Raw genomic sequence first — 26,131 nt, 5'->3', positions numbered from 1 at the left:
AACCTTACTGCCGGATCAGGTCGTTATATCCTCAATCTCGTTGAGCTTGAAGGAGTAAACGGTTCGCTCGTCGACATGGTAGATCGTAAGCTGCTGGTTGTCGCTGTCATAGTTCAAGATGCGGCACGGTATGCTGAGCTTGACGCCTTTGCCTTTGACCGCTACAATCCGCACGAGCGTGCCGCTCTCCTTGAGCCTCATCAGATGCTCCAGATTCAGCCCGGTATCGCCCGAATTCCGCGAAGGACCCTCCGAGCTCTTTGCCGTGTTTGCCTGCACACCCTTCTTCGCTTTGTCGATGCCGCTCCCGTTTTTGGCCTGCTCAAGCGCGCGCCCGACCGGAACGGATTGCCCCGGCGGTATCGGAATTGGCTGCGCCTTCCTCTCGCTTTCGGCTTTTTCGATCAGCTTGCCGAACTGCAGCCCCTCCACAATGCGAAAGTCTTCGATCTTCGGATGACTGAGCGCTTGCAGCAGCGCCGCCAGCGCCAGCGTATGGGTCGGTTCCTCGATCAGGACCTCCAGACGAAATAAATGCTGTTTCTTCTCGAATGACGATTGATTTGTTCCCACGTATTCACTTCCCGAGATTCACGAGTAGGTAAGTAGTCCTTATTATAACAAAAAATGTACCGGAAGTAACGATTTCCGTGGCCTGTAATGGCTATCCGGACCGGTAGGCGAACGACCGGACTAACCGTAGGCCGGCTGCATATAGTGTAGGACTACAGGCGAAGGGAGATCAGAACGAACATGATGGAGGTAAAACCGATCGTACTCGAAGGTCGTACCGTTATTGGCATCACCGTCGAGCTGCCGAAAACATCCCTGATCGCGCTTGCGACCGATAAAGGGTATATTATGTGCGGCGCTCTCGATGTGGCGCTGCTCAACGAGAGGCTGAAGGAGCGCGGCATTATCGCCGGCCGAGCTACGGGCGTGCGCTCGATCGCCGACCTGTTGGAGGCGCCGCTCGAGTCGGTCACGTTCGAGGCGGAGAAGCTCGGCATCGTGCCGGGCATGAAGGGGCGGGATGCTTTGCTGTTGATGTGAGGGGGGAGGAGAGAGGTCGTATGGGCTTCTCTCCATAACTTTTATGACTCCAAAATGGTATAAAAGTCTACGCACCATTTTAATAGCTTTCCATATTATATCGTAGCAATTAGATAATGAACAAGGAGTTGACCGAAATGGCGACTTACGAAGCTAATATAGTTGATTACGGAGCGGTTGGAAACGGAGTAGCAGATGATACAAAAGCATTTGTACAAGCTTTCAGTGCCGGCACGGGATGTGTGGTTGTTCCGAAAGGAACCTATAAGATAACCTCAACAATAACAATACCGGATAGTTATATTTTGAAAGGGATCGGAAGCTTATCGTACATTTTAAAAGGGTTCAACGGGGATATGGTGCGGATGGAGAACGGGTCCCAAATTACACAACTGACTCTTGAAGGCAATGGAAAGACGTATACAGGAAGAGGGATTATAATTGAATCCGGCTCGGGTCAAAAAATAGCGGATATTACAATTAAAAACACCGCAGGGTATTGTATTGAGTACACGGCTCCTTCGGTCGGGATGATCTCCACGATCGATAAATGCAATCTCGGTACATTAAACAAGGAACAACTTCCGGCTATCAAATATCCGATGGATTCACCTTCTGGCGGGGATAGAAAAGTAACCACGGTTGATTGCGGCGGCGGGCTGCTCGCCGATTTTGCGGGGTGCTCTACAACCTTGGTCAGCAATTGCAACACGATCGGCTTCATTTTCAATCCGTTGTCCAGGAAAGTATCATTGCTTGGAAATAGAATTGCCGGTGGTACAGCCAAAGTAAATCTAGACATATACGGCACGAACCACTGCGTGGTAGCAAATACGATTGCAACACCTATTTACTTGCGTCAAGGAACGCATCATTCAGTCGTTAAAGCCAACATTAGTGATGGAGTCATCAATCAAAGCGGCAACAATACGAACCAGTTAGACGTATGATTCCACAACAAACAAGCGGGGAATGCGCAGCTATATCTCTATGAATAGCTGCGTTATTATTGAGTTTTGTTGATACGAAATGTAACATATGATATTGTAAAGCTATAACTACCAACATTGGGGGGGGAGTATTTTGAAATCGGCAGCGAACAACGGGCGTCTTAAGATCGGTATCATGATCGAATCCTTAACGGTACATAATTGGGTAGAAAAGATTATTACGGACATCGTTTATTCGAAACATATGGAGCTTTGTATCGTTCTCGTAAAGGAGAAAAGTGTAAAATCGATCGCCTCAACAAAGCGGAAGCCAACACTTTCCTGTCTCTTGTATTCCGCTTATTGCAAGTTGGACTACAAACTTCACAGGAAAAGGGTTCCATTCGATGCGTTTGCGCCAAAGTCGATCGAGCCATTGCTCAAACAGGTAAATGTGGAGATACGGTCTGTGAGCCCAAATCGAGGTGGAGAAACTAGCATTATTCCCGATCTCGATCAAATCGCAATCAAACAATACAAACTGGACGTTATCGTTAAAATTGGATTTCCTGCGATGTGCAGAGATATGATTCATTTGGCGAAATATGGAGTATGGTCGTATGAGCACGATGATATTATGGATTATTACAGGAGTTATTCCTTTTTTTGGGAAATTTATGAGAAAAACGTGAGAACGGAAACTTCTTTGCAAATTACCTCGAATCGCGCGAACGATGGCAAAGTCATTTACCGATCGGTATCACCGACGGTCTTTCGTTCCTTGTTCTTGAATCGGAATGCAACTTGTTGGAAAGCGTCTGAATTCGTACATAGAAGATTGAACGACCTTTATACGAGAGGCTGGGATTATATTACATCGTTAGATACGTACAACGAATCGTTCCAGCCTGCAACTAAAAAAGTTAAAATGCCGTCAAACTTGCAAATGATCAAATTTTTATCATCTTTGACCTTATACCAAATACGGTTAAGAATCAAATTAAAGATCATGAAGGAGCAATGGTTTATCGCTTTTAAAAACAAGCATCAAAGTAAGTTCGAAATGATAAAACCGCCTGCGGGACGGTTTTATGCTGATCCTTTTATTCTAATGAAGAATGGAAGGAATTATGTATTTTTTGAGGATTATATAAATAGTTTAGGGAGAGGGGTTATCTCCTATATCGAATTCGAACCTGAGAACAACACGTATTCCGAGCCGAAAGTCGTGCTTGAAACCCCATATCACTTGTCCTACCCATTTTTATTTGAATGGCAAGACCAGATTTACATGATTCCGGAATCTTCTGGAAACAAAACGATAGAATTGTATCGAGCTACCCAATTTCCGGTGGAATGGACTTTGGAGAAGGTGATTATGAATAATATTAAAGCAGTAGATACAACTATTGTTGAGTACAATCATAAATTTTGGCTTTTTGCTAACATTGCTTCGAAAGGGGCTTCCACGTTGGACGAACTTCATTTATTTTATTCAGATTCTCCACTGGGCGAATGGAAACCTCATCCGATGAACCCAATCGTCTCCGACGCCGGCAATGCTCGACCGGCCGGCAATTTATTGAAAAAGGATGGTAAGCTAATAAGGCCCTCGCAAAATTGCTTGATTAATTACGGGTATTCGATCATTTTCAATGAAGTCGAGATTTTGAATGAGCATTACTATAAAGAGAAGCCAATATCGGAAATAAAGCCGAATTGGACGGAAAAATTAGTGGCAACCCATACTTATAATTTGAATGAAGACTTTGAGTTGCTTGATGGGAAATTGTTGAAATTTGAATGGTGAAGTCCCGATATGGAAGCCAGGGAACTGGAAAGCAAGTCGCCCAAATGGAAACCCGCCAGGCCAGTCGCCGGCGGGTCTTTTCTAAGATTAGGAGCTGGTTACGGTTTCCCATTTTGATCCAGTCCACACTTTTATTTTGTTAATGCGTGTATCGAAAAACATGGTGCCTTTCTGAGGGTCGGATGGATTGTTAGGTAAGTTCGGCAGTCGGAACGAAGTCCCTTCTCCTAAGTTTACCGAGCCTTTGGTCGTAATGTTCCCCATCTTATCGATGGTCAAAGTTTTGTTGGTTTTTGTTTCGTTAGTATAAACTCTCATCACGTCGCCAGCGAATGATTGGTGCGGTACAAACTCGAAGGAATCGTTTGCATTATTGGAAGGCGTAATGGATTGCCGATATACGGATAAGCCCTGCAAAGCCAGACTCGTCGATAAACGGAGATTGTTTCTTCCCGAGTCTGTGTATTTATCTTTACCGGTATAAGATTCAGCCAATAAAATGCAATCATAAGATGTGGGAGTAAGAATAATGCCGCCGCCATCGGAGTGGTTTTCATAACGATTGGCGATAAATTTGCAAGAATTTCCTCCGACTTTAAGCCAGGGGCCGGTCGTATCGCTGATACCGGTTTCGCTTATGATGATCGTATCGCCAGAAACGATTTCGATGCCGATATCACCACCCGATATGACACACTGATGAACCTTATTGGCATTGGGGCGATTCTCAAGGGAGTTTTGGTCAAATTTGATGGAATGAGTAGTTCCTGCGGTTCCGAGGAATGTACATTGCGATACATTGTTCCAGTAGCAGCCGCCAATGGTGCCGATTACATGCAGTCCAATGCCGGGGATTTGTCCGAACTCTATGTTTTCAAATATGCATTCATTGCAGTTTTGAACTAATATTCCACCGGTATTTGCGGAATGACCGGTTATCCGTAAACTTTCGATGCTTGCATGACGGGTAATGATGGAACTGTCATGCGGTTTAAAGGCATAATCGGAACCTCTATTCCAAATTTTTACAGAAACCTTCCCCATGCCGACAATATGACTGTAGCTGTAATAACGAATTGCGGAGGAAATGAAATAGTCCCCGCTCGGAATGATAACGACACCTCCGCGGTAATTATTAGCGGCATCGATAGCGTTTTGAATGGCTGCCGTATCATCGACACTACCTTTCCCTTTGGCTCCGAACCATTTTACATTGAGAACCCCGTTAGGGATATTTCGTTTAAATCTAGCGCCGGTGATTTTGGAGACAAGCACGGTGCCGGTATCGTCCACAGAGCTTTTATCAGCGGGATCGTAATAGAAGAACCCTTCTTGACCCGGATCCTTTACATAATAGACCGAATCTGCGTTAGGGACGACAATGGACCGTAAATCATGGATTGTTGTTACAATGCAGGGCTGCTGCAGATGCGGTAAAGCTAGGGAGTCGGCCGAAGTGACTTCACCATTGGCGCTTCCGGGGAAAAATGTCGATCCGACCAGTCCAATGCCTCCTACACCTAGTGCGGCTAAAGCTTTCCTGCGTGTAATTTTTCTCTGATCAATGTTTGACAAGTAGAACACCTCCGATTTCTTCTATGAGACATTCGATAGCATTACATCGATCGCTCCGCTCTAACAAATGCAATAAATCGTTTTGCTTCCTCGGGAGTAAGTTTTCTGCCGTCGATGGTCAACATGAATTTCTCTAAAATCTTCTCGTCTGATAATTCCAAACTATCGACAAAGTCCCTGATATCTCTGTCGAGAACGGTTTGCGGATTATTAGTTCTGCCAAGTAAATAGTCAAGCGATATATCGAAAAAATTGGCAATGTTACGAAGTGTTTCGTAATCGGGCTGTCTCCGATTCGTTTCGTAATGGGATAGTGAGGCGCGTGATATCCCCAATTTTATAGAAAGCTCTTCTTGGGTTAAGCCACGTTTCTCCCTTAAGTAGGCAATTCTATCCCCGCAAAGGTCCATTATGAGTCCTCCTATTACCTAATCTACGTAGTATTAGTATACCCGGATAAATCGTGCGATAACAAGATCAATAAAAAATAATGTATTGACACGATACAAAGTGTATCATAAACTGATTCTGGGGACGATATCATATATAGGAGCAAAGTATGAGTCGAAATAAGTCGAGTTCTAGAAAAAAAAAGAATAGCGAAAAGCAGATTCAACTCGATGTAATGGATATTATACGTTATATGGGAAAAGACCCGACAATGGCAAAGAGACTTATTTCCGAATCCCAGCAAACCAGTCAAACGAAACGCGACGACATGATGCGTATTTCCGGGATAGACATGCCTGCATCCGACGAACGGAAAAATTGATTTCCAGCGGAAAATAAGGCTATAGTTTTTATCCGACCGACCAGTAGCCGATCATAAGGAATACTTGCGTCTTATATGATACGTAACGTATCGTCAATTAATGGGTGTAGCAATGCGTCGCACATAACGATTTTTACGATTTTTACGGAGAGGCGGTTTTTATAAATTGAGACGACCGGTGCGATGCAAACTTACGCCTACCTTGATCGGAAAAATGCAGATTGTGCATATTGGGGATAAGGCCGTGCAGAGTAAATTTGCGCTTGTGAAAATTATTCATCTCGGCATGACGGAGCTCTATTTCTCAACAAATCTAAATATACCCGAAAGCCGGGGGGTATGGCTCGAGTTTGAATTTCGGGTAACGCAGCACGTGCATTTGGTAAATGGGCTTCTAGTATGGAGTCGAGAACTGGAGGGGATCTACGAATACGGAGTTCACCTTACCGGTGCCAATAAATTCATGTTAGATCCAGGTTTTCGAATATGGAGGGAAGCGATACGCACGAAATACGGCATAACCAAAATAGAGAGATATAACATGTTCGAAGCTGAAAAAAATGCGAAATCATCGCAATTTGAAGTTCTATGTTAAACATCGAAACAAAGGAGAATTTGGATGACAGAGACGAGAGAACTAAGTGCGATTTTGAGAAAACGATTCTGGATTATAGCGGTATTCGTTTTAATTGGCTGTAGTGCGGCTTACTTGTATAGCGCTTATTTGGTCACGCCGATCTACTCGGCATCGGTTAAGCTGATTGTTAATCAAATCAAATCTTCAGCCCAAAGCGATCGGGTTGATTACTCTTCTGTAACCACGAGCCTTATTTTAGTCAACACCTATAAGGAAATTGTTGGAACATCGGCCATCATGGAAAAAGTCGTCGAACAATACCCTGATATCGGGATGACTTCGAATCAATTGATAGGGAAAGTAAAAGTCAGCGGAGTCAGGGATTCTCAGATCATTACATTGACCGTCACGGATTCGTCGCAAAGTAATGCGGTAAAAATCGTTAATGCGGTGTCTGAAGTGTTCAAGACGGAAATTCCCAAAATTATGATGACCGATAATATTACGATTCTACATTCTGCAAAAACGCTCAACAATCCGAAACCCCTATCGCCCAACATTCCGTTCAACATCGTAATCGGTTTTTTACTGTCGCTCCTCATTTCAGTTGGCATCGTGTTCGCAATGGAAGTAGGGAATGATACGATCCGCAGCGATGAAGAGGCGCGGCGGAGACTCGGATTACCGGTGATTGCGACCGTTTCGAAAATACAAAGATATAGTTCTGGAGTGCAGAACGGCGCTTCGTCTTCAGTCAAATCAGGCAAGGGCGGTGAGACATATGTCGGTACCAATTAATAAGAGTGCGTTAGTTTCTTACCTCGACCCGATGTCAGCTGCTTCCGAAGCTTACCGAAGTTTGAGAGCGAATCTTCGATTCGGGGCCGAAGATCCCAGCACCATATTAGTTACTTCCTCTTTACACGGCGAAGGGAAAACGACGACGGTATCCAATCTTGCAATTGCCTACGCTCAGGAAGGACACAAAGTTATTTTGATCGATGCCCATTGGAAAATCCCCAGGCTTCATCAAGTATTTTCCGTATCGAACAAAATCGGTCTTTCAGATGTATTGTTGCAACGACATTCCGTGGACGAATCCGTCTGTAATACTTCGATTGCCAATTTATCGCTCTTGACGTCCGGACCGCTACAACAGTATTCAACGCAATTGATCTGTTCTGATCAAGTGATTTCATTAATTGAGAAGCTCCGGAAAACGTATAATTTCATTTTTTTCGATTCTCCACCTGTTTTGCAATCTACCGATGCCCAGATTATCGCAGCACTGTGCGACGGAGTGCTTCTCGTAATCAAATCTGGAAAAACAAGACAAGGCCATATTGCACAGGCCATAAATCGACTGGAACAAATTAAGGCGCCTGTGTTGGGTGTCGTCTTGAATGATAAAAAGCGATCCCGCGCCATCAGTTTGTAAATGGGACTTAGGAAAACCGTTCCATAACGTAACGACAATTAGGTGATGTCTACTTACCTTTATCAATGTAGGCACTCGACCATGCTGTGGGCGGTTACCGCCTTAGACGTAGATCGTCGGTGGTGTGGTGTGAGGGTGGGTTAGATGCCCAACCTTTTCATAAATTGAAAAGAGCTGGCATGCCTTTGTCTTTGTCGGAAGGTCCTGCCGGTTGTTTTCTTTTTGTGAAAGAAAATGAGTGGAATAAGGAGTGTAGGTATATGAAGATAAACTTCAAAACTTATATATTGGTTGGAACGGACATTGTTATTGTATGGGCAAGTGTATTCACGGCATATTTTCTTCATTTCGAAGGACGTATTCCAAAGAGCCACTATGCGGATTGGCTGTCATACACATTCGTTTCGATTGCTGTAAGTACAATTTTCATGATCCTGTTTAATCTGTACAAACGAGTATGGCGTTATTCCAGTATAGGCGAATTGATTTCTATTATCAAATCGGTTTCGTTAAGCAGTTTATTATCGTTTGCCATCACTTCAATCGTCAAGGGCCAGCTATTACCCGTTTCGTTGATGTTATCCATATTTGAAACCACATTGCTACTTATGGGCGGCGTGCGATTTGCATGGAGAATTGCAAGGGACTCGTACAATAAGCGCCAATCGAGTCAACGAAAAGCGCTCATCATAGGTGCCGGAGACTGCGGTACATTCATTGCGAAAGAATTGAAGTTCAATCGTAATTCCGAAATGTATCCGGTTGTCTTTATCGATGACGATCCTAAGAAACATAAGCACCAAGTTTTGGGTATTCCCGTATTGGGGGGGAAAGATCAAATAGGTGAGGTTGTCGAACGATTTCAGATTGATGACATTATAATTGCAATTCCTTCTTTATCCAAGAGGGGGATATCGCAACTGATCGATGTTTGCAAAATGACGAAAGCCAAATTGAAAATCATACCCAGCTTGGATGATCTTATTCACGGAAAAATCACTATCAAAGAAATTCGTGATGTAGAAGTCGAAGATTTGCTCGGGAGGGAAGCGGTAAAAGTCGATTTGGAAGGTATCGCCAACTATGTAGAAAACAAAACCGTACTCATAACAGGGGCAGGCGGCTCGATAGGGTCCGAGCTATGTCGGCAAATTGCGGAGTTTCGCCCTAAACAATTGCTACTTCTTGGCCATGGGGAGAACAGCATTTATTCCATAGAGATGGAGCTACGGAGCAAATATCCGCAACTTGAATTGGAACCCATTATTGCAGATGTCCAGGATCGGAACCGGATTGACGATGTATTCCGGACGTACTCTCCCGAAGTCGTCTTTCACGCAGCCGCGCATAAGCACGTACCGCTTATGGAGCGAAATCCCGCGGAAGCAGTCAAAAACAACGTGCTGGGCACACGCAACGTTGCGGATTGCGCCGATAAGTACGGTACGGGCCGGTTTGTTCTCATATCGACGGATAAAGCCGTAAATCCGACAAGTATAATGGGGGCGACGAAACGGATCGCTGAGATGTACATTCAGAGTTTGAATCATACTAGCCGCACGAAATATGCCGCGGTCAGATTCGGCAATGTGCTAGGGAGTCGAGGCAGCGTCATTCCCAGATTCAAACAGCAAATCGAAAGCGGCGGACCCGTCACAGTTACTCATCCGGACATGATTAGATATTTCATGACGATACCGGAGGCGGTTCAACTGGTTATACAGGCAGGTTCTTTGGCGAATGGAGGAGAAGTATTCGTCCTGGATATGGGTGAGCCTGTAAAAATTCTCAACCTTGCAAAAGATTTGATTCGTTTGTCAGGCTTCGAGCCCAATGTCGATATTCCTATCCATTATACGGGCATTCGTCCCGGAGAGAAATTGTTCGAAGAGCTTCTGACGAACGAGGAGGGGCTTGCTTCGACAAAACATAACCGTATTTTCATAGGAAAACCGGCCCATGTGAACAGAAGCGAATTGGAAGCGGAAATTTCCAAGTTGGAGCATGTGCTACGGGGAAATAAAGAGTATATCAAAGACCTTATCGGGCATATTGTACCTATGTATCGGACGGTGGAACAGTGGGAAAGCAAAGAACTAGTCAAATCTTGAGAATGACGGCTTTTTTGAAAAAGCCTATGGTAGTCCTGATGATGTTTACGATAATCAGCAATGTTGTCAGCTTCGGAAAAAATATTATCGTGGCTTTTTATTTCGGGACAAATATCGAATATGACGTATTTGTCATGGCGCTTTTTATTCCGATCCTGTTATCTGGGCTGCTGATGGGACCACTGCAAGGCGCATTAATTCCGATTATTATATCCAGTAGGGTCAAATACGGTGAAGTGGAATCAATGCGCATATATAAAAGCATCAGTCTACTAATGATCGCTTTTGTCGTTGCTCTCATAGCATTGTTTACTTCAACTTCCCAAATCTTGCTCAAGCTGCTTCCTTACGGATTTGATAATGGTTATTTCGGTTTATTGGTTTCACTCAGTAAAGTGCTCATATTCACGTTGCTAACCAATTGTGGAATCATTCTGCTTAAAAACTTATACAACGCTAGAAACAATTTTATTATGCCATGCATCTCGGCTTTGGTCGGTGCATTTGTTTCTATTGGATACATATTTACAGACCCCGATAAGGATATGTTTACTTTATGCTATAGTTTGTTGATCGGCTCGATTGTTGACATCGCCGTACAGCTCCTTTTTCTGCGCAAAGCAAGCATAGTTTTACCTCGCGGGTTCAATTTTTTTAATCCTGAAACAAAAAAAGCATTAGTATTAACGGTTCCTCTGCTCATTAGTGCAACCTTAGGTCATGCAAATCCAATGATTGGTCAATTGTTGGCAAGTCACTTGTATGAAGGAGCCATTTCGTCGTTAAATTACGCAGACAAGTTAAATTCGATATTTGTTCAAATACTAGTCCTTACGATATCTTCGACGACAATGCGGTCTTTTTCGCAACTGATCGCGGAAAACAAACTTGAACAGTTGAAACATAATGTAAACCATATTTTCTCGGCCTATGCCCTAGTTATGTTTCCAATCGCCGTTATAATAATTCATTTTTCGCCTCTAATTGTAAAATTGTTATTTGAACGAGGAGCATTCGATGCCCAATCTACCCGGTATACTTCAACGGCTTGGGCCGTATATTCCGTTGGCTTATACTTCCAACTAGGTAACACCATTTTGGCAAGAGTTTATAATGCAATCCAAGATGCAAGAGATCAAGTAATCGTCTCTTTGATAGGACTTGTAGTAAATGTGAGCACCAGTATTTTGATGATGCGGTTTTACGGGCATAACGGTATTGCGCTAGGTACAGTCATTGCCAGTGGAGCGACGATGACGTTGTTATATTGTTTTCTTACCAGAAGAGTAGGTCACTTGCTCGAAAGAAAAACTGTCCAGTTTTTGCTTAAAGCGGTGATGTCCAATTTGTGCCTTTTGGCTCTGATTGGTTCAATAAAAAATGTTGCGACCCCAACGGGAAACTTGGGACTCGTGCTATGGCTGACCATTGCTACGGTGATTTGTTCTGTTTGCTTGCTATTCATATATCGCCTATTCCAAATTGATATTAAGCGAATTTTTACGGGAGGCAGGGGCGGGGAAGTGAGGGAACATGCCTAGTACCGGATCGAAAAAAAACATTTCTCAGTCAAAGCCACTTCAGATTGATATTGCGAACTGGATCGTTTGGATTATGGCTTGTGTATTATTCGTAATTACACTTTCGTCGCTGGATTACGACCTGGGTAAAAAAGGGCCTTTGTTCATTTCAATAGGTAGCTTGGAGTTAGTTTCCGCATTGGGGATGTTCTTATTTTGTTTGTACAAAGAATATATGAAGGACGGTGCATATTGTTTTATTCAAATGTATGTCCACATCAAGGATGTACTTCTATTTTATTTCTGGCTTGCAATCGTGGGTCTATTGTACTGTCTTCATCCAAACTCGGTACTTGGTCTTCAAAACGAAGGCACCCATTATTTAATCTATCTTATTTTTCTGATCATGTTGGTATGTACCGGTTGTATCAAGTATATCGAGAAATCTGCGAAATGGTTTGCGATAGCGGCATTGCTCATATACTTATACTCTGTGGGACTTGATGTCGTACAAGGTGGGCAATATACCAATGTCATCGGTAGGGCGGCAGGATTTGCTGAGAACCCTAACACTGGCGGCTACATACTGGTCATTTTGATTATATTAAGTGTGAATTGGAACGAATACAAAGTAATGGACGGCGTGATGTGGATCATGACGGCGATCGGTATATTTGCGACGTTGTCCAGAGGGGGCATTATCATCTTTTCGCTCGCTTTTGCATTGTACGTCGGTTTCGTGGCGGTTAGTTTAGGAAAAAACAGGATCAAATTTTTGGTGAAAGTCTCAATTACGACCGTCGCGGCCTTCTTTATTATATACGCGAGCAGCAGTTTCGCGAATATAAGCACCCTATATGAAACTAGCACCGGGCAAACCAGATTCGAGAGAGTCCAAGAAATGTTAAATGGCGATTCGGATTCGATAAAGTCGGACAGCAGAGTCGACTTAATCTCCACGTACATAAATCTGATCGCGGAGTCGCCATTCGTTGGACACGGAACGGGTTTTTCTGGTTCATTGCCCGTCGGTCCCCACAATTTGTATTTGCTCGTTTGGACCGATTATGGCTTGATCGGCTTGCTAGTCCTCATCTATGTATTAATTAGATTGTTGTTATTTTTTGTTTCAAAACAAAATCGAGCCGGAATCGCATTCGTACTTGTTTTTATAGTCGAAGGATTTTTTAACCATAATCTACTAACGTTCCAACCTTTTGTTACTGCGCTTGCGCTATTATCAGTTTCAGGTCTTAAGACGGGGAGTGTGGATAATGGGTGGTTCCCGAAAAAAAGTCAGAATCGTTTATATTATCGGGACTTTAGTTCCAGGTGGAGCTGAACGTCATGTGGTCGAATTGGTGAAGGAATTGGATAAGGATTTGTTTGAGCCTATTGTTTACTGCCTTAGAGAGAAGGGGGCATTAGCCAGCCAAGTTGAACAAATCGGCGTACCGGTTAAAGTAATGGGAATTGTCAATTGCTGTTCCCGCTTGCAATTTATGAAACTCATCCTCAAAGTCATCTGGAAAATGAGGAATGCTTTGAAAGAAGATCGTCCCCACATCGTTCATACGTACTTGTATTGGGCGAACGTATATGGTGTCATTGCCGCGAAGTTGGCAGGGATTGAAAATATCGTCACAAGCCGTAGAAGTTTGGGCGCATATAAAGATCGAAAGCCATGGCTGCAATGGATCGAGAATATGACGAACATTTTCGCAGATGTTGTAACGGCCAATTCTAAAGAAGTTTATAACGATACGTTGCAGCGCGAGAAGTTTATTGCGAAGAAATTAACCTTAATTTATAACGGTGTAAATGAATCTACATTTAAGAGAAGCCATATCGATACCGAATCGCTTAGAAGAAAGTTGCACATTCCAGAGAATCATTATGTTGTAACGAATGTAGCGAATCTGCATTCGTATAAAGGGCACCTCGAATTTGTGGAAGCGGCTGCGGCTGTATTAAGAAGGCAAAGCAATGTCTGTTTTTTGCTCGTAGGCCGCGACGCTGGAATGCAATCGGAGCTTGAACGGTTGGTAAAACATTGGGATATTGCCGATAAAGTAAAATTTTTGGGCGTAAGGCAAGACATGGTAGACATTTTGAATATTACGGATATTCAGGTTCTCTCTTCTTACGAGGAAGGGTTCTCCAATGCAATCTTGGAAGGAATGGCATGCTCGTTGCCGCTTGTCGTGACACGCGTCGGCGGAAATCCGGAAGCCGTAATCGATAATTTTAATGGGTACGTGGTGCTTCCCCGAAACTCCGATCAATTGAAGGGAGCTATCATGAAGCTATTATCGGACCATCATGCAAGAGTCGCGATGGGAGAACGCGGAAGGAAGAGGGTGGAAGAACTGTTCACGCTCAAGGTTATGGCACAAAACTATAGGGAAATGTATTGCAAATTGGATAAGGCGATCGGTTCATAATCGATAGAGTGTGACAGAGGTGCATAAATGAAAAAAAAAATAATGCTGGTCGTTCCTTCGCTGCGCGGAGGCGGTGCCGAGCGGGTTATGCTGACACTGCTTAAGCATCTGGATCGGGAACGATTCGACCTGCACTTGGCCGTCGTATCAAAAGAAGGTCCGTATATAAAAGATATTCCCGAGGATGTGACGGTGCACGATTTGAAGAGCAAAAGGGTCAGGAACTCGTTTCTACCGTTCTTAAGATTGGTCTGGTCCGTTAAACCGGATACGATGATGTCGACGCTTGGCCATCTTAATATTTTTCTAGTCGCACTGAAACCTTTCTTTCCAGGAAACTTGAAGTTGCTAGTAAGGGAAGGAAGCATAGCATCGCAAAGTTTGCAAGGAAAATCGAAAATTTGGAGCTTTCTTTATAAAACATTTTATAAAAAAGCGGATAAGATTGTATGCCAATCGGTTTATATGATGGAGGATTTGAGAAAAAACTTTGCGATCCCATCAGAAAAGATGGTTCAAATTTATAACCCGGTAGATATAGAGGCGATTTGGGAAAAGGCCGAAAGTTCAGCAAATCCGTATAAAACTAAAGTGGGCACCAACATTGTGGCGATAGGGCGTTTGAACCCCGTAAAAGGGTTTGACCGTTTAATCGAGGCCGTTCCGGATTTGTTAAAAATGAAATCGGATGCTCGCTTATGGATTATCGGGGGGGGCGCAGGCGAAGAAGACTTGATTAAGCTTCGCAATCGTCTCGGTCTTCAAGAACACGTTGTTTTTGCGGGATTTCAGGATAATCCGTTTGTATGGTTAAAGCATGCGGATCTATTTGTGCTGTCGTCATATTATGAAGGATTGCCGAACGCCCTGCTGGAGGCAATTACAATCGGGTGTCCGGTCATAACGATCGAAAATGCCGGAGGTGCAGGCGAGATTATGCAACTGACCCATCAATCGGATCGAGTGCAGAAACGATTTGCATGGAGTGAGGAATGGTTTGTTAAGCCTGGGCCGCAAGTATTCAAGTCTTTGGGTGACAATTTTGGTTTGAATTCGATTATAGCAAAGTATTCCAAAATTCTTGAAGAGTAGCCGAGGGAGAGACCGATGAAACGATTCAAAATAACCCATATCATTACCGGCCTTTACGCCGGTGGTGCCGAGGCTATGCTTTACAAGCTGTTATCCAAAACGGATATGGAGCGGTTTGAACCGTCTGTCATATCCTTAATGGATAAAGGGGTTTACGGTGAGAAAATTGAACGGCTCGGGGTGCCGCTCTTTACGGTAAACATGCCGTCAGGTTTGATGTTGCCGCACCATTGGTGGAGACTCGTCCAAATTGTAAAACGTGTAAAACCTGATTTGCTTCAAGGATGGATGTATCACGGAAATTTGGCGTGTCACTTGACCCTTCGGCATGTACCAGTCGTTTGGAACATCCGGGGGTCCCATTGCGACTTGCGAGCCTTAAAAGCTTCGACAGCTACGGTTGTATGGTTGGGCGGTAAATTATCCAGATTGCCGGTCAAAATTATTAACAATTCCATGGAAAGCGTAAAACAACATAGTCAGCTCCTTGGATATCCGGAAGAAAAATTTCAAGTGATACCCAACGGATTTGACACTGATACATTCAAAGCCTCAGAAAGCGCTAGACGAAAAATCCGCAGCGAACTCGGAATCCCGAATGATGCTTTCTGCATTGGGCTTATAGCACGATATCATCCGCTGAAAGATCACGCCACATTTCTGAAAGCTGCTGCCCGGTTGCTTGAAATGACACGTTCAGATAACGTGTATTTCTTACTTGTTGGATGGGACGTCGACTACAAAAATAGAGCATTGAAGGAAATGATCGAACAATTACGTCTAGACAATCGAGTTTTATTACTAGGCGGAAGATCCGATATTCCGGAAGTGACTGCATCATTAGATATTGCCACGTTATGTTCAACAAGCGAGGGATTCCCCAATGTCATCGGAGAAGCAATGAGCTGTGAAGTTCCTTGTGTGGTGACAAATGTCGGAGATTGCGCTTGGATTGTGGGGGAAACCGGAGTCGTCGTACCGGCCGGAAAAAGTGAAGAACTGGCTCAAGGATTGAAGCTAATATACGAAGCTGACTCCAGAAGTCGAAGCCTAAAAGGCATGCGTGCGAGGCAAAGGGTTCAAAATATGTTTTCCTTGAACTCGGTTGTCGAACGGTATGAGTCTTTGTATGAAGATATACTGCTTGTCGGTAATAGACGACAATCGGTGGGATCAACTTAATTACGAAAACGAGGAGCCAAGCAATGTGCGGAATAGCAGGATTTGTCGATGGTTTGAGAGAAACTCCGAAACATGAACTTGAGGCGATTATTACGTCTATGACAAATCGTATTATACACAGGGGACCGGATTCTAGCGGCAGTTGGACGGACCCAGAAATTGGGGTAGCTCTAGGACACAGACGATTATCAATTATAGATTTGTCACAAGATGGACATCAGCCGATGATTTCTCAATCGAACAGATACGTCATTGTATTTAACGGCGAAATATACAACTATCGTTCGTTGCGCGCGCGGCTGACAGTCGAGAATCGGGAGGCGGAAGCCCATCTTCGAGGCCATTCCGATACGGAGGTGATGCTCGCTTGCATTGAGCAATGGGGAATGGAGCGGTCATTGGAGCAATTCGTTGGTATGTTTTCATTCGCCATATACGATAAGCGGGAGCGCAAGCTATATTTGGCTAGGGATCGGCTAGGGGAAAAGCCGCTATATTACGGCCGAGCGGGCGACGTTTTTTTGTTCGGCTCAGAGCTCAAAGCGTTGCGGGCGCATCCAGAATTTCGCAATCCAATCGACCGGAACGCGCTCACCTTGTATTTAAGACATAACTACATTCCGGCACCGTATTCGATTTTTTCTTCAATACATAAGCTTCAGCCAGGCTGTTTGCTCGTTCTGGATATCACGACTCTTGAGTATCGCGTAGCGCCGTATTGGTCGGTACAGCAGGCGGCAATTGCCGGAAAGACCAATGAGTTCGCAGGAGGTGAGACCGAGGCGGTAGACCATCTGAATGAGCTTTTACTGGACACGATACGGCATCAAATGGTCGCCGATGTCCCGCTGGGGGCGTTTCTTTCCGGCGGCATCGACTCGACAACAGTAGTCGCCTTGATGCAATCGATAAGCGAACGACCGGTCAAAACATTTACGATCGGCTTCCATGAGCAAGCTTATAATGAAGCCATGCATGCCAAAACGGTCGCTAGCTATTTAGGCACGGACCATACAGAACTCTATGTAACCTCTGATCAAGCAATGAACATCATACCGATCCTTCCGTCCTTGTACGACGAACCATTTTCTGATTCTTCGCAAATTCCGACATTTTTGGTAGCGCAGTTGGCCAGGCAGCATGTGACGGTCAGTCTGTCCGGGGATGGAGGAGATGAATTGTTTGGTGGATACAATCGATATTTTTCGACCCAGCAGTTATGGGGTAAGCTTAACAGGTTTCCAAAAATAGGAAGGGAGAGCTTCTCAAACATAATTCGGTCTGTCCCCGCCGAAACATGGAACCGACGGTTTGGTTGGTTCTCACGCAAAGGTCATGTCGGCGATCGGCTTCATTTATTGGCGGAATTCCTCGGCGAAACGAACGCTCAGTCATTTTACAGGAATAAGGTGTCGCACTGGAAGGCACCTCAGTCAATCGTGAAGGGGGCTGTTGAGCCGAACACTATCTTCCATAGTGAAATTCCTAATTCAATTACCAATTATGAAGAGCAGATGATGTATCTCGATACGGTTAGTTACTTGCCGGACGACATTTTGGTGAAGGTAGACCGGGCCGGCATGGGAGTAAGCTTGGAATCGAGAATTCCCTTATTAGATCATAGAATCGTAGAGTTTTCCTGGAAGCTTCCGTTGTCTATGAAAATAAAGAACGATACTGGCAAGTGGCTGCTGCGCCAAATCCTTTATCGATACGTGCCAAAAGAAATAATGGATCGACCGAAGCAAGGGTTTGGGGTACCGATCGATTATTGGCTGAGAGGCCCTTTGCGCGAATGGGCGGAGCATTTACTAGATGCGAGGAAGATGGAAGAACAAGGATACTTATATCCCGCGCCGATTCGGCAAAAATGGGAGGAGCACGTATCGGGAAAGCGGAATTGGCATTATTATTTATGGGATATTTTAATGTTTCAAGCGTGGATTGATCACAACGCTTCTTAAAACAAAGTCGAAAGGGATGACATATCTACATGATATTGGTTACAGGTTCAGCAGGGTTTATCGGCTTCCATCTTACGAGAAGATTACTCGATGAAGGTCACGAGGTCATAGGCCTCGACAATGTTAACGACTACTACGATCCCCGCTTGAAGCGTAATAGGCTGAAAATCCTGGAGAAATATCCGGGGTTTCTTTTTTTTGAAAACGATTTGGAGGATCGCGAAGCGGTACAGCGCATCGTTTCCGGATATCGTCCGACTACTGTCATTAACTTGGCAGCCCAAGCGGGAGTGCGCTACAGCTTGGTCAATCCGTATGCCTACATTGACTCTAACATAGTCGGCTTCGTTAACATATTGGAGGCGTGTAGGCATAACGAGGTAGAGCATTTGATCTATGCCTCATCCAGTTCGGTTTATGGGGCCAATACGACGATGCCGTTCTCGATACATCAAAATGTTGACCATCCACTTAGTCTTTATGCGGCTACGAAGAAGGCTAATGAGCTGATGGCCCATACTTACAGCCACTTGTACGGCCTGCCGACGACAGGGCTGCGTTTTTTTACTGTTTATGGACCTTGGGGGCGCCCGGATATGGCGCTTTTTTTGTTTACGAGAGCGATTCTGGAAGGAAAGCCTATTCAAGTATTCAACCATGGAAAGATGCTGCGTGACTTTACATATGTAGACGATATCGTAGAGGGGATCGTCCGATTAGTGAAAAGCAAAGCTACGCCGAATCCGGAGTGGAGCGGCGCGAAGCCGGATCCCGGAACGAGCTACGCTCCGTATAAAATTTATAATATCGGCAATAACCAGCCGGTCGAGCTGCTGAGATTTATCGAAACGCTGGAGGAGAAGCTCGGACGTACGGCCATAAAAGAATTTCTCCCGTTGCAGGCCGGAGACGTTCCCCAAACGTATGCTGACGTTGACGACTTGATGAACGATGTCGGTTTCAAACCGAAAACGGATATTAAGGAAGGGATTGGGAAGTTTGCGGATTGGTACTTACAATATTACGGGGTGAACGTACATGAATAGAAAAATAGGTGTTGTTGGATTAGGGTATGTTGGACTGCCGGTTGCAGTTGCATTTGGCGAGAGAAAAACTATAGTCGGGTTTGACATTAATCCGAACCGGATCGCGACACTTAAGCAAGGATGGGACTATACCGGAGAAGTAACCGATGAGGAGCTGAAAGCTGCTTCTATTACCTTTACTTCCGATCCGACCGCATTGAGCGATTGCGATTTCATTATTATTGCGGTGCCTACCCCTATCGATGAAGCCAAGAAACCGGATTTGACGCCGCTTATAAAAGCATCGGAGACGGTCGGGCGTCATATGCGAAATGGAACGATCGTTGTATACGAATCGACCGTATATCCCGGTACGACGGAGGAAGTATGTGTTCCTGCGCTGGAGAAGCACTCCGGCTTTAAAGCGGGCGTCGACTTCTTTGTCGGATACTCACCGGAACGAATTAACCCGGGTGATCGTAACCATACTTTCAAAAAAATCGTTAAGGTCGTATCCGGGCAAGACGAAGAAACTCTTGATGTCGTTGCAACCGTATATGGCTCTGTCGTTGAAGCCGGCGTCTATAGGGCTCCTACTGTCAAAGTGGCCGAAGCGGCAAAAGTTATCGAGAACACTCAGCGTGATTTGAACATCGCATTAATGAACGAGCTGGCTATCATATTCGACAAATTGAATATCGATACGTCCGAAGTGCTTAAAGCCGCCGGAACGAAGTGGAATTTCCTTCCCTTCCTTCCCGGCCTAGTAGGTGGGCATTGTATAGGAGTAGATCCTTATTACTTGACGCATAAAGCGGAAAGCGTAGGCTATCACCCGCAAGTTATTTTGGCGGGGCGCCGAATAAACGATTCCATGAGTCAGTTTATCGCAACATCGCTTGTGAAGCAAATCATTTTGACCGGCGTGCCGGTTCAAGGCTCGGTCGTGACGGTATTGGGTGTAACCTTCAAGGAGAATGTGCCGGATATACGTAATTCCAAGGTAGCTGATATCGTGAAAGAACTCTGCGAATTCGGAGTTCGGGTTCAAGTATCCGACCCGCTTGCGGATTCGAAGGAAGTTCAACATGAGTATGGTTTGGAGCTCGTACCGCTCGACGGCCTTGAACCTGCTGATGCCATATTACTGGCCGTTCCGCATCATGCCTTCACGGATATGGGCTGGAACAATATTACTGCGATACTAAAGCAGGGTTCAGGGGTTGTTGCGGACGTGAAGAGCGTGTTGGATGCGTCGTCTTGTCCGGATCAAATCAAATTGTGGAGATTATAAAATGAAAAAAATATTGCAAGTGTGCGCGATCGACATTTCCGTCGATGGCTTGCTCAAGCCACTCGTTCTGGAGAGCATGAGACAAGGCTATGTCGTCCACAATGCATGTACGGATACAGGCAGGTTTGCGCAATTGGAGCAGCAAGGATTAACAATGAGAAATGTTCCAATCGACCGAAAAATCAGCCTTATCAGCAATTTGAAATCACTATTCCGGTTGTACCGACTTATGAAGACCGAAAAATACGAAATCGTTCACGTCCATACACCGGTTGCGGCAATACTCGGCAGAGTGGCTGCCAAACTGGCCGGAGCGAAGCATATCATTTACACCGCTCACGGTTTTTATTTTCACGACGGTATGTCGCAAGTCGCATACCGCGTGTTCTACGGATTGGAAAAATTTTTCGCCAAATATTTCACAGATTGGCTGCTGCTTCAAAGCAGGGAAGATTATGAGCTGAGTCTGGATCATCGGTTCACGAGCAGCGACCGTATCATGCACCTTGGAAACGGAGTTGATGTTCGTAACAAGTTTAATATGCAGCGCTTGGATCCAAATCGGTTAGCCACTCTCAAGGAGCAGTTCGGTATCGCTCATGGCGATATCGTTTTTTCCTTTATAGGCAGATTTGTAAAGGAAAAAGGGGTTTTGGAGCTCCTTGAAGCTTTCACGCGATTGCGCAGCTGCCGCCCCCGGGTCAAGCTTCTTATGATAGGAGATGTTTTGCAAAGTGAACGGGATCAGGAGACGAGACTTCGGATAGAAGAGCAGTTGAAGGGCCCCGGCATAATAGCGCCTGGATATCGCAAAGACATTCCGGATCTTCTGGCCTTGAGCGACGTATTTGTTCTTCCTTCGTACCGTGAAGGACTTCCGCGGTCGATCATTGAAGCGATGGCTATGGGAAAGCCCGTGATCGCCACCAATATTCGCGGATGTCGCGAGGAAGTCATCCAAGGCGAAAACGGACTTTTGGTGAAAAAGGGCAACTCAGCGGAATTATTTGATAGTATGCTCGAACTTGCAGACGACGGCATCAAGAGAGAAGTTTTCGGCCGAAACGGCCGGCAAATGGCTGAAGCGATGTTCGACGAATCGGTCGTCATTTCAAACCAGATCAGGTTATTTGATGCCCTATGCTTTCCTGACAAATCTCTCGAAGTCGGACAACGCGTCAACCATGTCGGAACGGAGCCAGCGCCACGTTCGACTTTGCCTAAATAAACGGAGACAGTCAAGCAGAATATCTTTGGATTCGCGATCGAATACAGGAGCTCGACTTTCCCTTGACGATTTCACTTGTTCGATTATCGAATGGAATCGTTTTTTTTGCTGGGCGGTTAGCTCCGATAGCGTTACTTCCATTGCAATTCCGAGTCCTTCCGCCAGAAGAAACGGTTGACGGATTGTTAGGGCTGCTTGGGTCATATAAATCATCTCCTTCATGGTTACCAGTATACGCCATTTAAACGCGACTTTATACCGTCGTATGAATAGGTAACCACAACTGCGTATCAAAGGAGTTCAAGCGAATGATCAAGAGGATATTTGATTTGGCGATATCGATCCCAGCCTTAATTCTGCTAACGCCTCTTATCCTGTTCTTGGCGATCATGGTCCGTATTAAGATGGGTTCCCCGGTACTATTCGTTCAAGTTCGTCCGGGCTATCGGAGCAAACCGATAGAGTTATTCAAGTTCCGTACAATGATCAATAAAAACGGCCACGATGGGAAACCGTTGCCGGATGAACAACGTCTTGTCCCATTCGGTACATGGATGCGCCGATTCAGTCTTGATGAGCTTCCTCAGCTATTCAATGTAATTAAGGGAGAATTGAGTTTAGTCGGTCCCAGACCGCTTTTGATGGAGTACTTGGACCGCTACACGCCCGAGCAGGCAAGAAGACATGAGGTAAAGCCGGGAATAACCGGATGGGCGCAGATTAACGGAAGGAATAATATTGAATGGGAAGAAAAATTCGCTATGGATGTATGGTATGTAGATCATAGTTCTTTATGGCTGGACGTCGTAATTTTGTGGAGAACGATCGGCAAAGTGTTCCGAAGCGAAGGTATTAGTAAACAGGGCCATGCTACGATGCCTACATTTATGGGTAGCTCAGGGGAGCAATAGACTTGGTGAGCGGTATTCATGTCGGTGCTCTATCGGTTGTAATCAGTTGATACAAAGGAGGGAAGGTAAAGTGGGAAACGAGACCGACAAGTTATATTTGTCGCCGCCCCATATGGGGGAGTGGGAAATTAGGTTGGTTGAAGAAGCATTCCGTGACAATTGGCTCGCTCCGCTTGGACCACATGTAGATGGATTTGAACACGAGCTGGCTCGGTATACGGGAGCCGGCGGTGCACTTGCGCTGAGCTCTGGCACGGCCGCAATTCATCTTGCTCTGAAGTTGCTCGATGTCGACAAAGGGGACACGGTTTTTTGCTCCAGTCTTACGTTCATTGCTTCGGCAAACCCAATCCTTTATCAGAACGCGGTTCCTATCTTCATCGACTCGGAGCCGGAATCGTGGAACATGTCTCCGCTTGCTCTTGAGAGGGCGTTACACGATGCGAACAAGGCTGGTAAATTACCGAAAGCGGTTATTGTCGTAAACTTATATGGTCAGAGCGCAGATATGGATCCAATTCTCGAATTATGCAACCGATATGGGGTTCCTGTCCTAGAAGATGCGGCCGAATCGCTGGGAGCGATATACAAAGGCAAAGCAAGCGGAACGTTAGGCAAATTCGGCATATATTCGTTTAATGGAAATAAAATTATTACGACGTCCGGCGGCGGCATGCTCGTTTCCGAAGATCTGAATGCGCTAAATAAAGCGCGGTATTGGGCGACGCAGGCCAGGGATCCGGCTCGGCACTATCAGCATAGCGAGATCGGTTATAATTACAGGTTGAGCAACGTGCTTGCTGCCATTGGCAGGGGGCAGTTAAAGGTTTTGGATGAGCGGATAGCTGCGAGAAGAAAAGTCTATAGTAATTATTTCAGTCATTTATCAGACCGGGACGGAATTGCTTTCATGCCCGAAGCTGAGTTCGGATCATCGACACGCTGGCTAACGGCACTCACTATCGATCCGGAACGATGCGGTATATCAGCTATCCAAATTGTAGATATTTTGGCAGAGAACCATGTCGAGGCTCGTCCAGTATGGAAACCGCTCCACTTACAGCCGCTCTTTCGTCACTGTTTTTACTACCCGCATCAAGAGGATGATAGCGTTTCAGACAAGTTGTTCGAGAACGGAATTTGTTTGCCATCCGGGTCCAGCCTATCCATGAACGATCAAGGAAGGATTATAGATATTATCGATCAAGCGTTGAAGAAGGCAGTGACCGTATGAGTAAGACGAAAACAGGGACCAACTTGCGGGAGTTCGCCGAAGAGCTTCAAGCTTTTATCGCAGAGACAAATCGGGAAACCTGCGAGAGTGATACCGTTAAATCGCACGTAGAAAGTTTGAAGCAAATCATACTGAAACATATGAAGATGTCGTAAGGACGTTAAATACCTTTTAACGATCATTATGCGATCGGCCTTTTCATTCATCTCCCTAAATTTTTAGTGAAAATCAGTATAAGCGCCTTTGTCCGAATATGAGTTTGGAACGTATGTGGTATAGGAAGGGCCTTCTCAATTTCTGAATCAGGAACCGGTAAAAGCGTTGGTTAAGATATGAATAGGGGTGACTTTATGAATACGATCGTACTTACTGCTAGAGATTCACTTATGTGGAATCATTATCTATCTCTCATTCCGGAATCTGATATTTATTATACGTTGGAATATTGTAGGATTTATGAGGAAAACGGTGAAGGTCAATCCCAGATGTTCGTATATACAGAGGGTGATTCGATTGTCTGTTATCCATTCTTGTTGAGGCGCATTGATCATATGCAATGTGTCCAGGCAGCTGAAATCATGGGTCCCTTGTTTGACATTACAACGCCTTATGGCTACGGTGGTCCAATAACCAATGTTAAAGATCCCGATGAAAGGGCCGAGCTGTTCGAACGCTTCTCTTCCTCCTTTCAAACGTTTTGTGGCGAACAACGTATCGTCTCGGAATTCGTACGCTTTCATCCCATTCTCAAAAATTATGAAGATTATATAGCTACTAGTCCTTTTTTCTCCAGAAATACAATTTGTTTAAGCTTGACTGATGATGAAGAAATTATATCGGGCCGTTATAAGGTAGGTAACAGGAATCGCATCCGGAGAGCTTACCGGGAAGGCTTAGCGATTCGCCATGCGGATCCGAGTCGATTGGAACATTTCGTAAAACTCTATTACTCTACTATGGATAAAAACAATGCGCACTCCTATTACTATTTTAGCGAGACTTTTTTCTACAATACAGTACAATTTCTCGAAGGTAGCATCGAGCTCATAGAAGTGCTTTATGGAGATAAGATTATTGCATCCTGTTTGTTCATGCACTATAACAAGTACGTGCATTATCATCTACTTGGTTCCGACAAGACCTATTTGAAATTCGGCCCTATTAATCTGCTTGTTCACGAAGCGATGCTTTGGGCAAAGAACCGCGGTTATGAATATTTGCATCTTGGTGGAGGGTATACGGGTAACGATAGTCTCTACGAGTTTAAGCAGACCTTTAATATGGACACCAACATGGATTATTACTTAGGTAAAAAAATACATCTCCCTGATATCTATAACAAGCTTGCTGAAGCAGCCCGAGGTAAAATCGAAGACGACAGCTACTTCCCGATATATCGTCATCCGGCATTGCAGCAGCAACCTCTTTCCGTAGCGGAAGGGGGATAAGCAATTGAGGTCGAAGTTGATTCAAGAAATGTAAGTACAGTGATTTGGTGCACCATTCTACATCTAATAGGTTTCTCGGCCGAAGAATAGACGGCGACCGACATCGTTTCTTCGTGGATTGAACTTTCTATAAAGACATTCTCCTGCTATAGGACTACCAAGGGTACTTTACCCTAGTTGTTCCTCGGTATTAATCATTTTTTATTGTTGCATAGATCCGAAATGTATCTTACAATAAGAATTAGTATACAAAATGTATCAGGTAGGATATTTTGTTAGTACATGGCTGTGGTGAGTAAACGTTAGAGCTGGAGTGATCTTTACGTATGGTGGAGAAGCGAGTGATCCTGGACATCTACGACATTATACAGCAAGTAGCGATCGACAGTAGCAAAACATCGGATTTTTTTGCTTCAAAAGTCGTGGACGTCTACACAAAACCGCTTTCTAACACCAGTGAAAACCCGACTGTGCCTGGAGACACAGAAAAGACGCCGTATGACGGTTAACCGTCATACGGCGTC

General features: G+C 44.8%; 23 protein-coding genes. 20 read left to right on the top strand and 3 right to left on the bottom strand.

All coding sequences use genetic code 11. The features are described 5' to 3' along the window. Nucleotides 1–15: 15 nt before the first annotated feature. Complete coding sequence (locus D7M11_RS08305; protein ID WP_120746693.1) at nucleotides 16–573, bottom strand: hypothetical protein; 558 nt, start codon at nucleotides 571–573, stop codon at nucleotides 16–18. A 180-nt stretch (nucleotides 574–753) separates the two neighbouring features. On the opposite strand from D7M11_RS08305, the gene D7M11_RS08300 reads away from it, so the two are divergent. The 3 genes from D7M11_RS08300 to D7M11_RS08290 all read left to right on the top strand — a co-directional run bounded on the left by D7M11_RS08300 (nucleotide 754) and on the right by D7M11_RS08290 (nucleotide 3,792). Continuing rightward, nucleotides 754–1,053, top strand: a complete 300-nt coding sequence (locus D7M11_RS08300) for a YunC family protein (protein WP_120746692.1) — start codon at nucleotides 754–756, stop codon at nucleotides 1,051–1,053. 137 nt (nucleotides 1,054–1,190) lie between these two features. After that, nucleotides 1,191–2,003, top strand: coding sequence for a glycosyl hydrolase family 28-related protein (locus tag D7M11_RS08295; RefSeq protein WP_158606510.1), 813 nt, complete (start codon nucleotides 1,191–1,193; stop codon nucleotides 2,001–2,003). A 133-nt stretch (nucleotides 2,004–2,136) separates the two neighbouring features. Next, the gene (locus D7M11_RS08290; protein WP_120746690.1) at nucleotides 2,137–3,792 is read left to right on the top strand and encodes a glucosamine inositolphosphorylceramide transferase family protein; all 1,656 of its coding nucleotides are present in this window, start codon (nucleotides 2,137–2,139) and stop codon (nucleotides 3,790–3,792) included. 87 nt (nucleotides 3,793–3,879) lie between these two features. Here the strand turns inward: D7M11_RS08290 and D7M11_RS08285 are convergent, their stop codons facing one another. Further along, nucleotides 3,880–5,367 carry a glycosyl hydrolase family 28-related protein gene (locus D7M11_RS08285; protein WP_158606509.1) on the bottom strand — a complete coding sequence of 496 codons (1,488 nt, stop codon included), beginning with the start codon at nucleotides 5,365–5,367 and terminating at the stop codon, nucleotides 3,880–3,882. Nucleotides 5,368–5,408: 41 nt separating this feature from the next. Continuing rightward, nucleotides 5,409–5,777: a helix-turn-helix domain-containing protein gene (locus tag D7M11_RS08280; RefSeq protein ID WP_120746688.1), complete on the bottom strand. Its 369-nt coding sequence runs from the start codon at nucleotides 5,775–5,777 to the stop codon at nucleotides 5,409–5,411. Nucleotides 5,778–6,341: 564 nt separating this feature from the next. Here D7M11_RS08280 and D7M11_RS37080 point away from each other — a divergent pair. The 17 genes from D7M11_RS37080 to D7M11_RS37075 all read left to right on the top strand — a co-directional run bounded on the left by D7M11_RS37080 (nucleotide 6,342) and on the right by D7M11_RS37075 (nucleotide 26,116). Next, nucleotides 6,342–6,734, top strand: a complete 393-nt coding sequence (locus tag D7M11_RS37080; RefSeq protein WP_205127039.1) for a hypothetical protein — start codon at nucleotides 6,342–6,344, stop codon at nucleotides 6,732–6,734. Nucleotides 6,735–6,758: 24 nt separating this feature from the next. After that, entirely contained in the window at nucleotides 6,759–7,514 is a 756-nt protein-coding gene (locus D7M11_RS08265) for a YveK family protein (protein ID WP_120746685.1), read from the top strand. Next, on the top strand, nucleotides 7,498–8,154 hold the full coding sequence (locus D7M11_RS08260) for a CpsD/CapB family tyrosine-protein kinase (RefSeq protein WP_120746684.1): 657 nt from the start codon (nucleotides 7,498–7,500) through the stop codon (nucleotides 8,152–8,154). The genes D7M11_RS08265 and D7M11_RS08260 overlap by 17 nt, the downstream gene beginning before the upstream one ends. A 260-nt stretch (nucleotides 8,155–8,414) precedes the next feature. After that, nucleotides 8,415–10,265: a polysaccharide biosynthesis protein gene (locus tag D7M11_RS08255; protein WP_120746683.1), complete on the top strand. Its 1,851-nt coding sequence runs from the start codon at nucleotides 8,415–8,417 to the stop codon at nucleotides 10,263–10,265. Between the two features lie 2 nt (nucleotides 10,266–10,267). Next, nucleotides 10,268–11,806: a murein biosynthesis integral membrane protein MurJ gene (murJ, locus tag D7M11_RS08250; RefSeq protein ID WP_120746682.1), complete on the top strand. Its 1,539-nt coding sequence runs from the start codon at nucleotides 10,268–10,270 to the stop codon at nucleotides 11,804–11,806. Continuing rightward, on the top strand, nucleotides 11,799–13,127 hold the full coding sequence (locus tag D7M11_RS08245) for an O-antigen ligase family protein (RefSeq protein WP_120746681.1): 1,329 nt from the start codon (nucleotides 11,799–11,801) through the stop codon (nucleotides 13,125–13,127). The genes murJ and D7M11_RS08245 overlap by 8 nt, the downstream gene beginning before the upstream one ends. Then, nucleotides 13,060–14,229 (top strand): glycosyltransferase, encoded by a 1,170-nt coding sequence (locus tag D7M11_RS08240; protein ID WP_120746680.1) that lies wholly within the window; start codon nucleotides 13,060–13,062, stop codon nucleotides 14,227–14,229. Before D7M11_RS08245 ends, D7M11_RS08240 begins: the two co-directional genes overlap by 68 nt. 27 nt (nucleotides 14,230–14,256) lie before the next feature. Beyond that, entirely contained in the window at nucleotides 14,257–15,321 is a 1,065-nt protein-coding gene (locus tag D7M11_RS08235; protein ID WP_120746679.1) for a glycosyltransferase, read from the top strand. 15 nt (nucleotides 15,322–15,336) lie between these two features. Beyond that, entirely contained in the window at nucleotides 15,337–16,503 is a 1,167-nt protein-coding gene (locus D7M11_RS08230) for a glycosyltransferase family 4 protein (RefSeq protein ID WP_120746678.1), read from the top strand. Between the two features lie 23 nt (nucleotides 16,504–16,526). Next, nucleotides 16,527–18,467: an asparagine synthase (glutamine-hydrolyzing) gene (gene asnB / locus D7M11_RS08225; protein WP_120746677.1), complete on the top strand. Its 1,941-nt coding sequence runs from the start codon at nucleotides 16,527–16,529 to the stop codon at nucleotides 18,465–18,467. 29 nt (nucleotides 18,468–18,496) lie between these two features. Continuing rightward, nucleotides 18,497–19,513 (top strand): NAD-dependent epimerase, encoded by a 1,017-nt coding sequence (locus D7M11_RS08220; protein ID WP_147433407.1) that lies wholly within the window; start codon nucleotides 18,497–18,499, stop codon nucleotides 19,511–19,513. Further along, the gene (locus D7M11_RS08215; protein WP_120746675.1) at nucleotides 19,506–20,786 is read left to right on the top strand and encodes a nucleotide sugar dehydrogenase; all 1,281 of its coding nucleotides are present in this window, start codon (nucleotides 19,506–19,508) and stop codon (nucleotides 20,784–20,786) included. Before D7M11_RS08220 ends, D7M11_RS08215 begins: the two co-directional genes overlap by 8 nt. A gap of 1 nt (nucleotide 20,787) precedes the next feature. Continuing rightward, entirely contained in the window at nucleotides 20,788–22,014 is a 1,227-nt protein-coding gene (locus D7M11_RS08210) for a glycosyltransferase family 4 protein (protein ID WP_120746674.1), read from the top strand. 308 nt (nucleotides 22,015–22,322) lie between these two features. Next, a complete protein-coding gene (locus tag D7M11_RS08205; RefSeq protein ID WP_120746673.1) occupies nucleotides 22,323–22,925 on the top strand; it encodes a sugar transferase in 603 nt (200 codons plus the stop codon). Nucleotides 22,926–23,037: 112 nt separating this feature from the next. Further along, nucleotides 23,038–24,159: a DegT/DnrJ/EryC1/StrS family aminotransferase gene (locus D7M11_RS08200; RefSeq protein WP_193556145.1), complete on the top strand. Its 1,122-nt coding sequence runs from the start codon at nucleotides 23,038–23,040 to the stop codon at nucleotides 24,157–24,159. 350 nt (nucleotides 24,160–24,509) lie between these two features. After that, nucleotides 24,510–25,607, top strand: a complete 1,098-nt coding sequence (locus tag D7M11_RS08195) for a GNAT family N-acetyltransferase (RefSeq protein ID WP_158606508.1) — start codon at nucleotides 24,510–24,512, stop codon at nucleotides 25,605–25,607. A gap of 326 nt (nucleotides 25,608–25,933) precedes the next feature. Beyond that, a complete protein-coding gene (locus D7M11_RS37075) occupies nucleotides 25,934–26,116 on the top strand; it encodes a hypothetical protein (protein ID WP_120746670.1) in 183 nt (60 codons plus the stop codon). The last annotated feature ends 15 nt before the right edge of the window (nucleotides 26,117–26,131 follow it).

It is taken from the genome of Paenibacillus ginsengarvi (genome assembly GCF_003626695.1).
GTDB lineage: Bacteria > Bacillota > Bacilli > Paenibacillales > NBRC-103111 > Paenibacillus_AB > Paenibacillus_AB ginsengarvi.
Note: the sequence above shows the minus strand (reverse complement) of the source record. Positions and strands in the feature narration are given on the sequence as shown.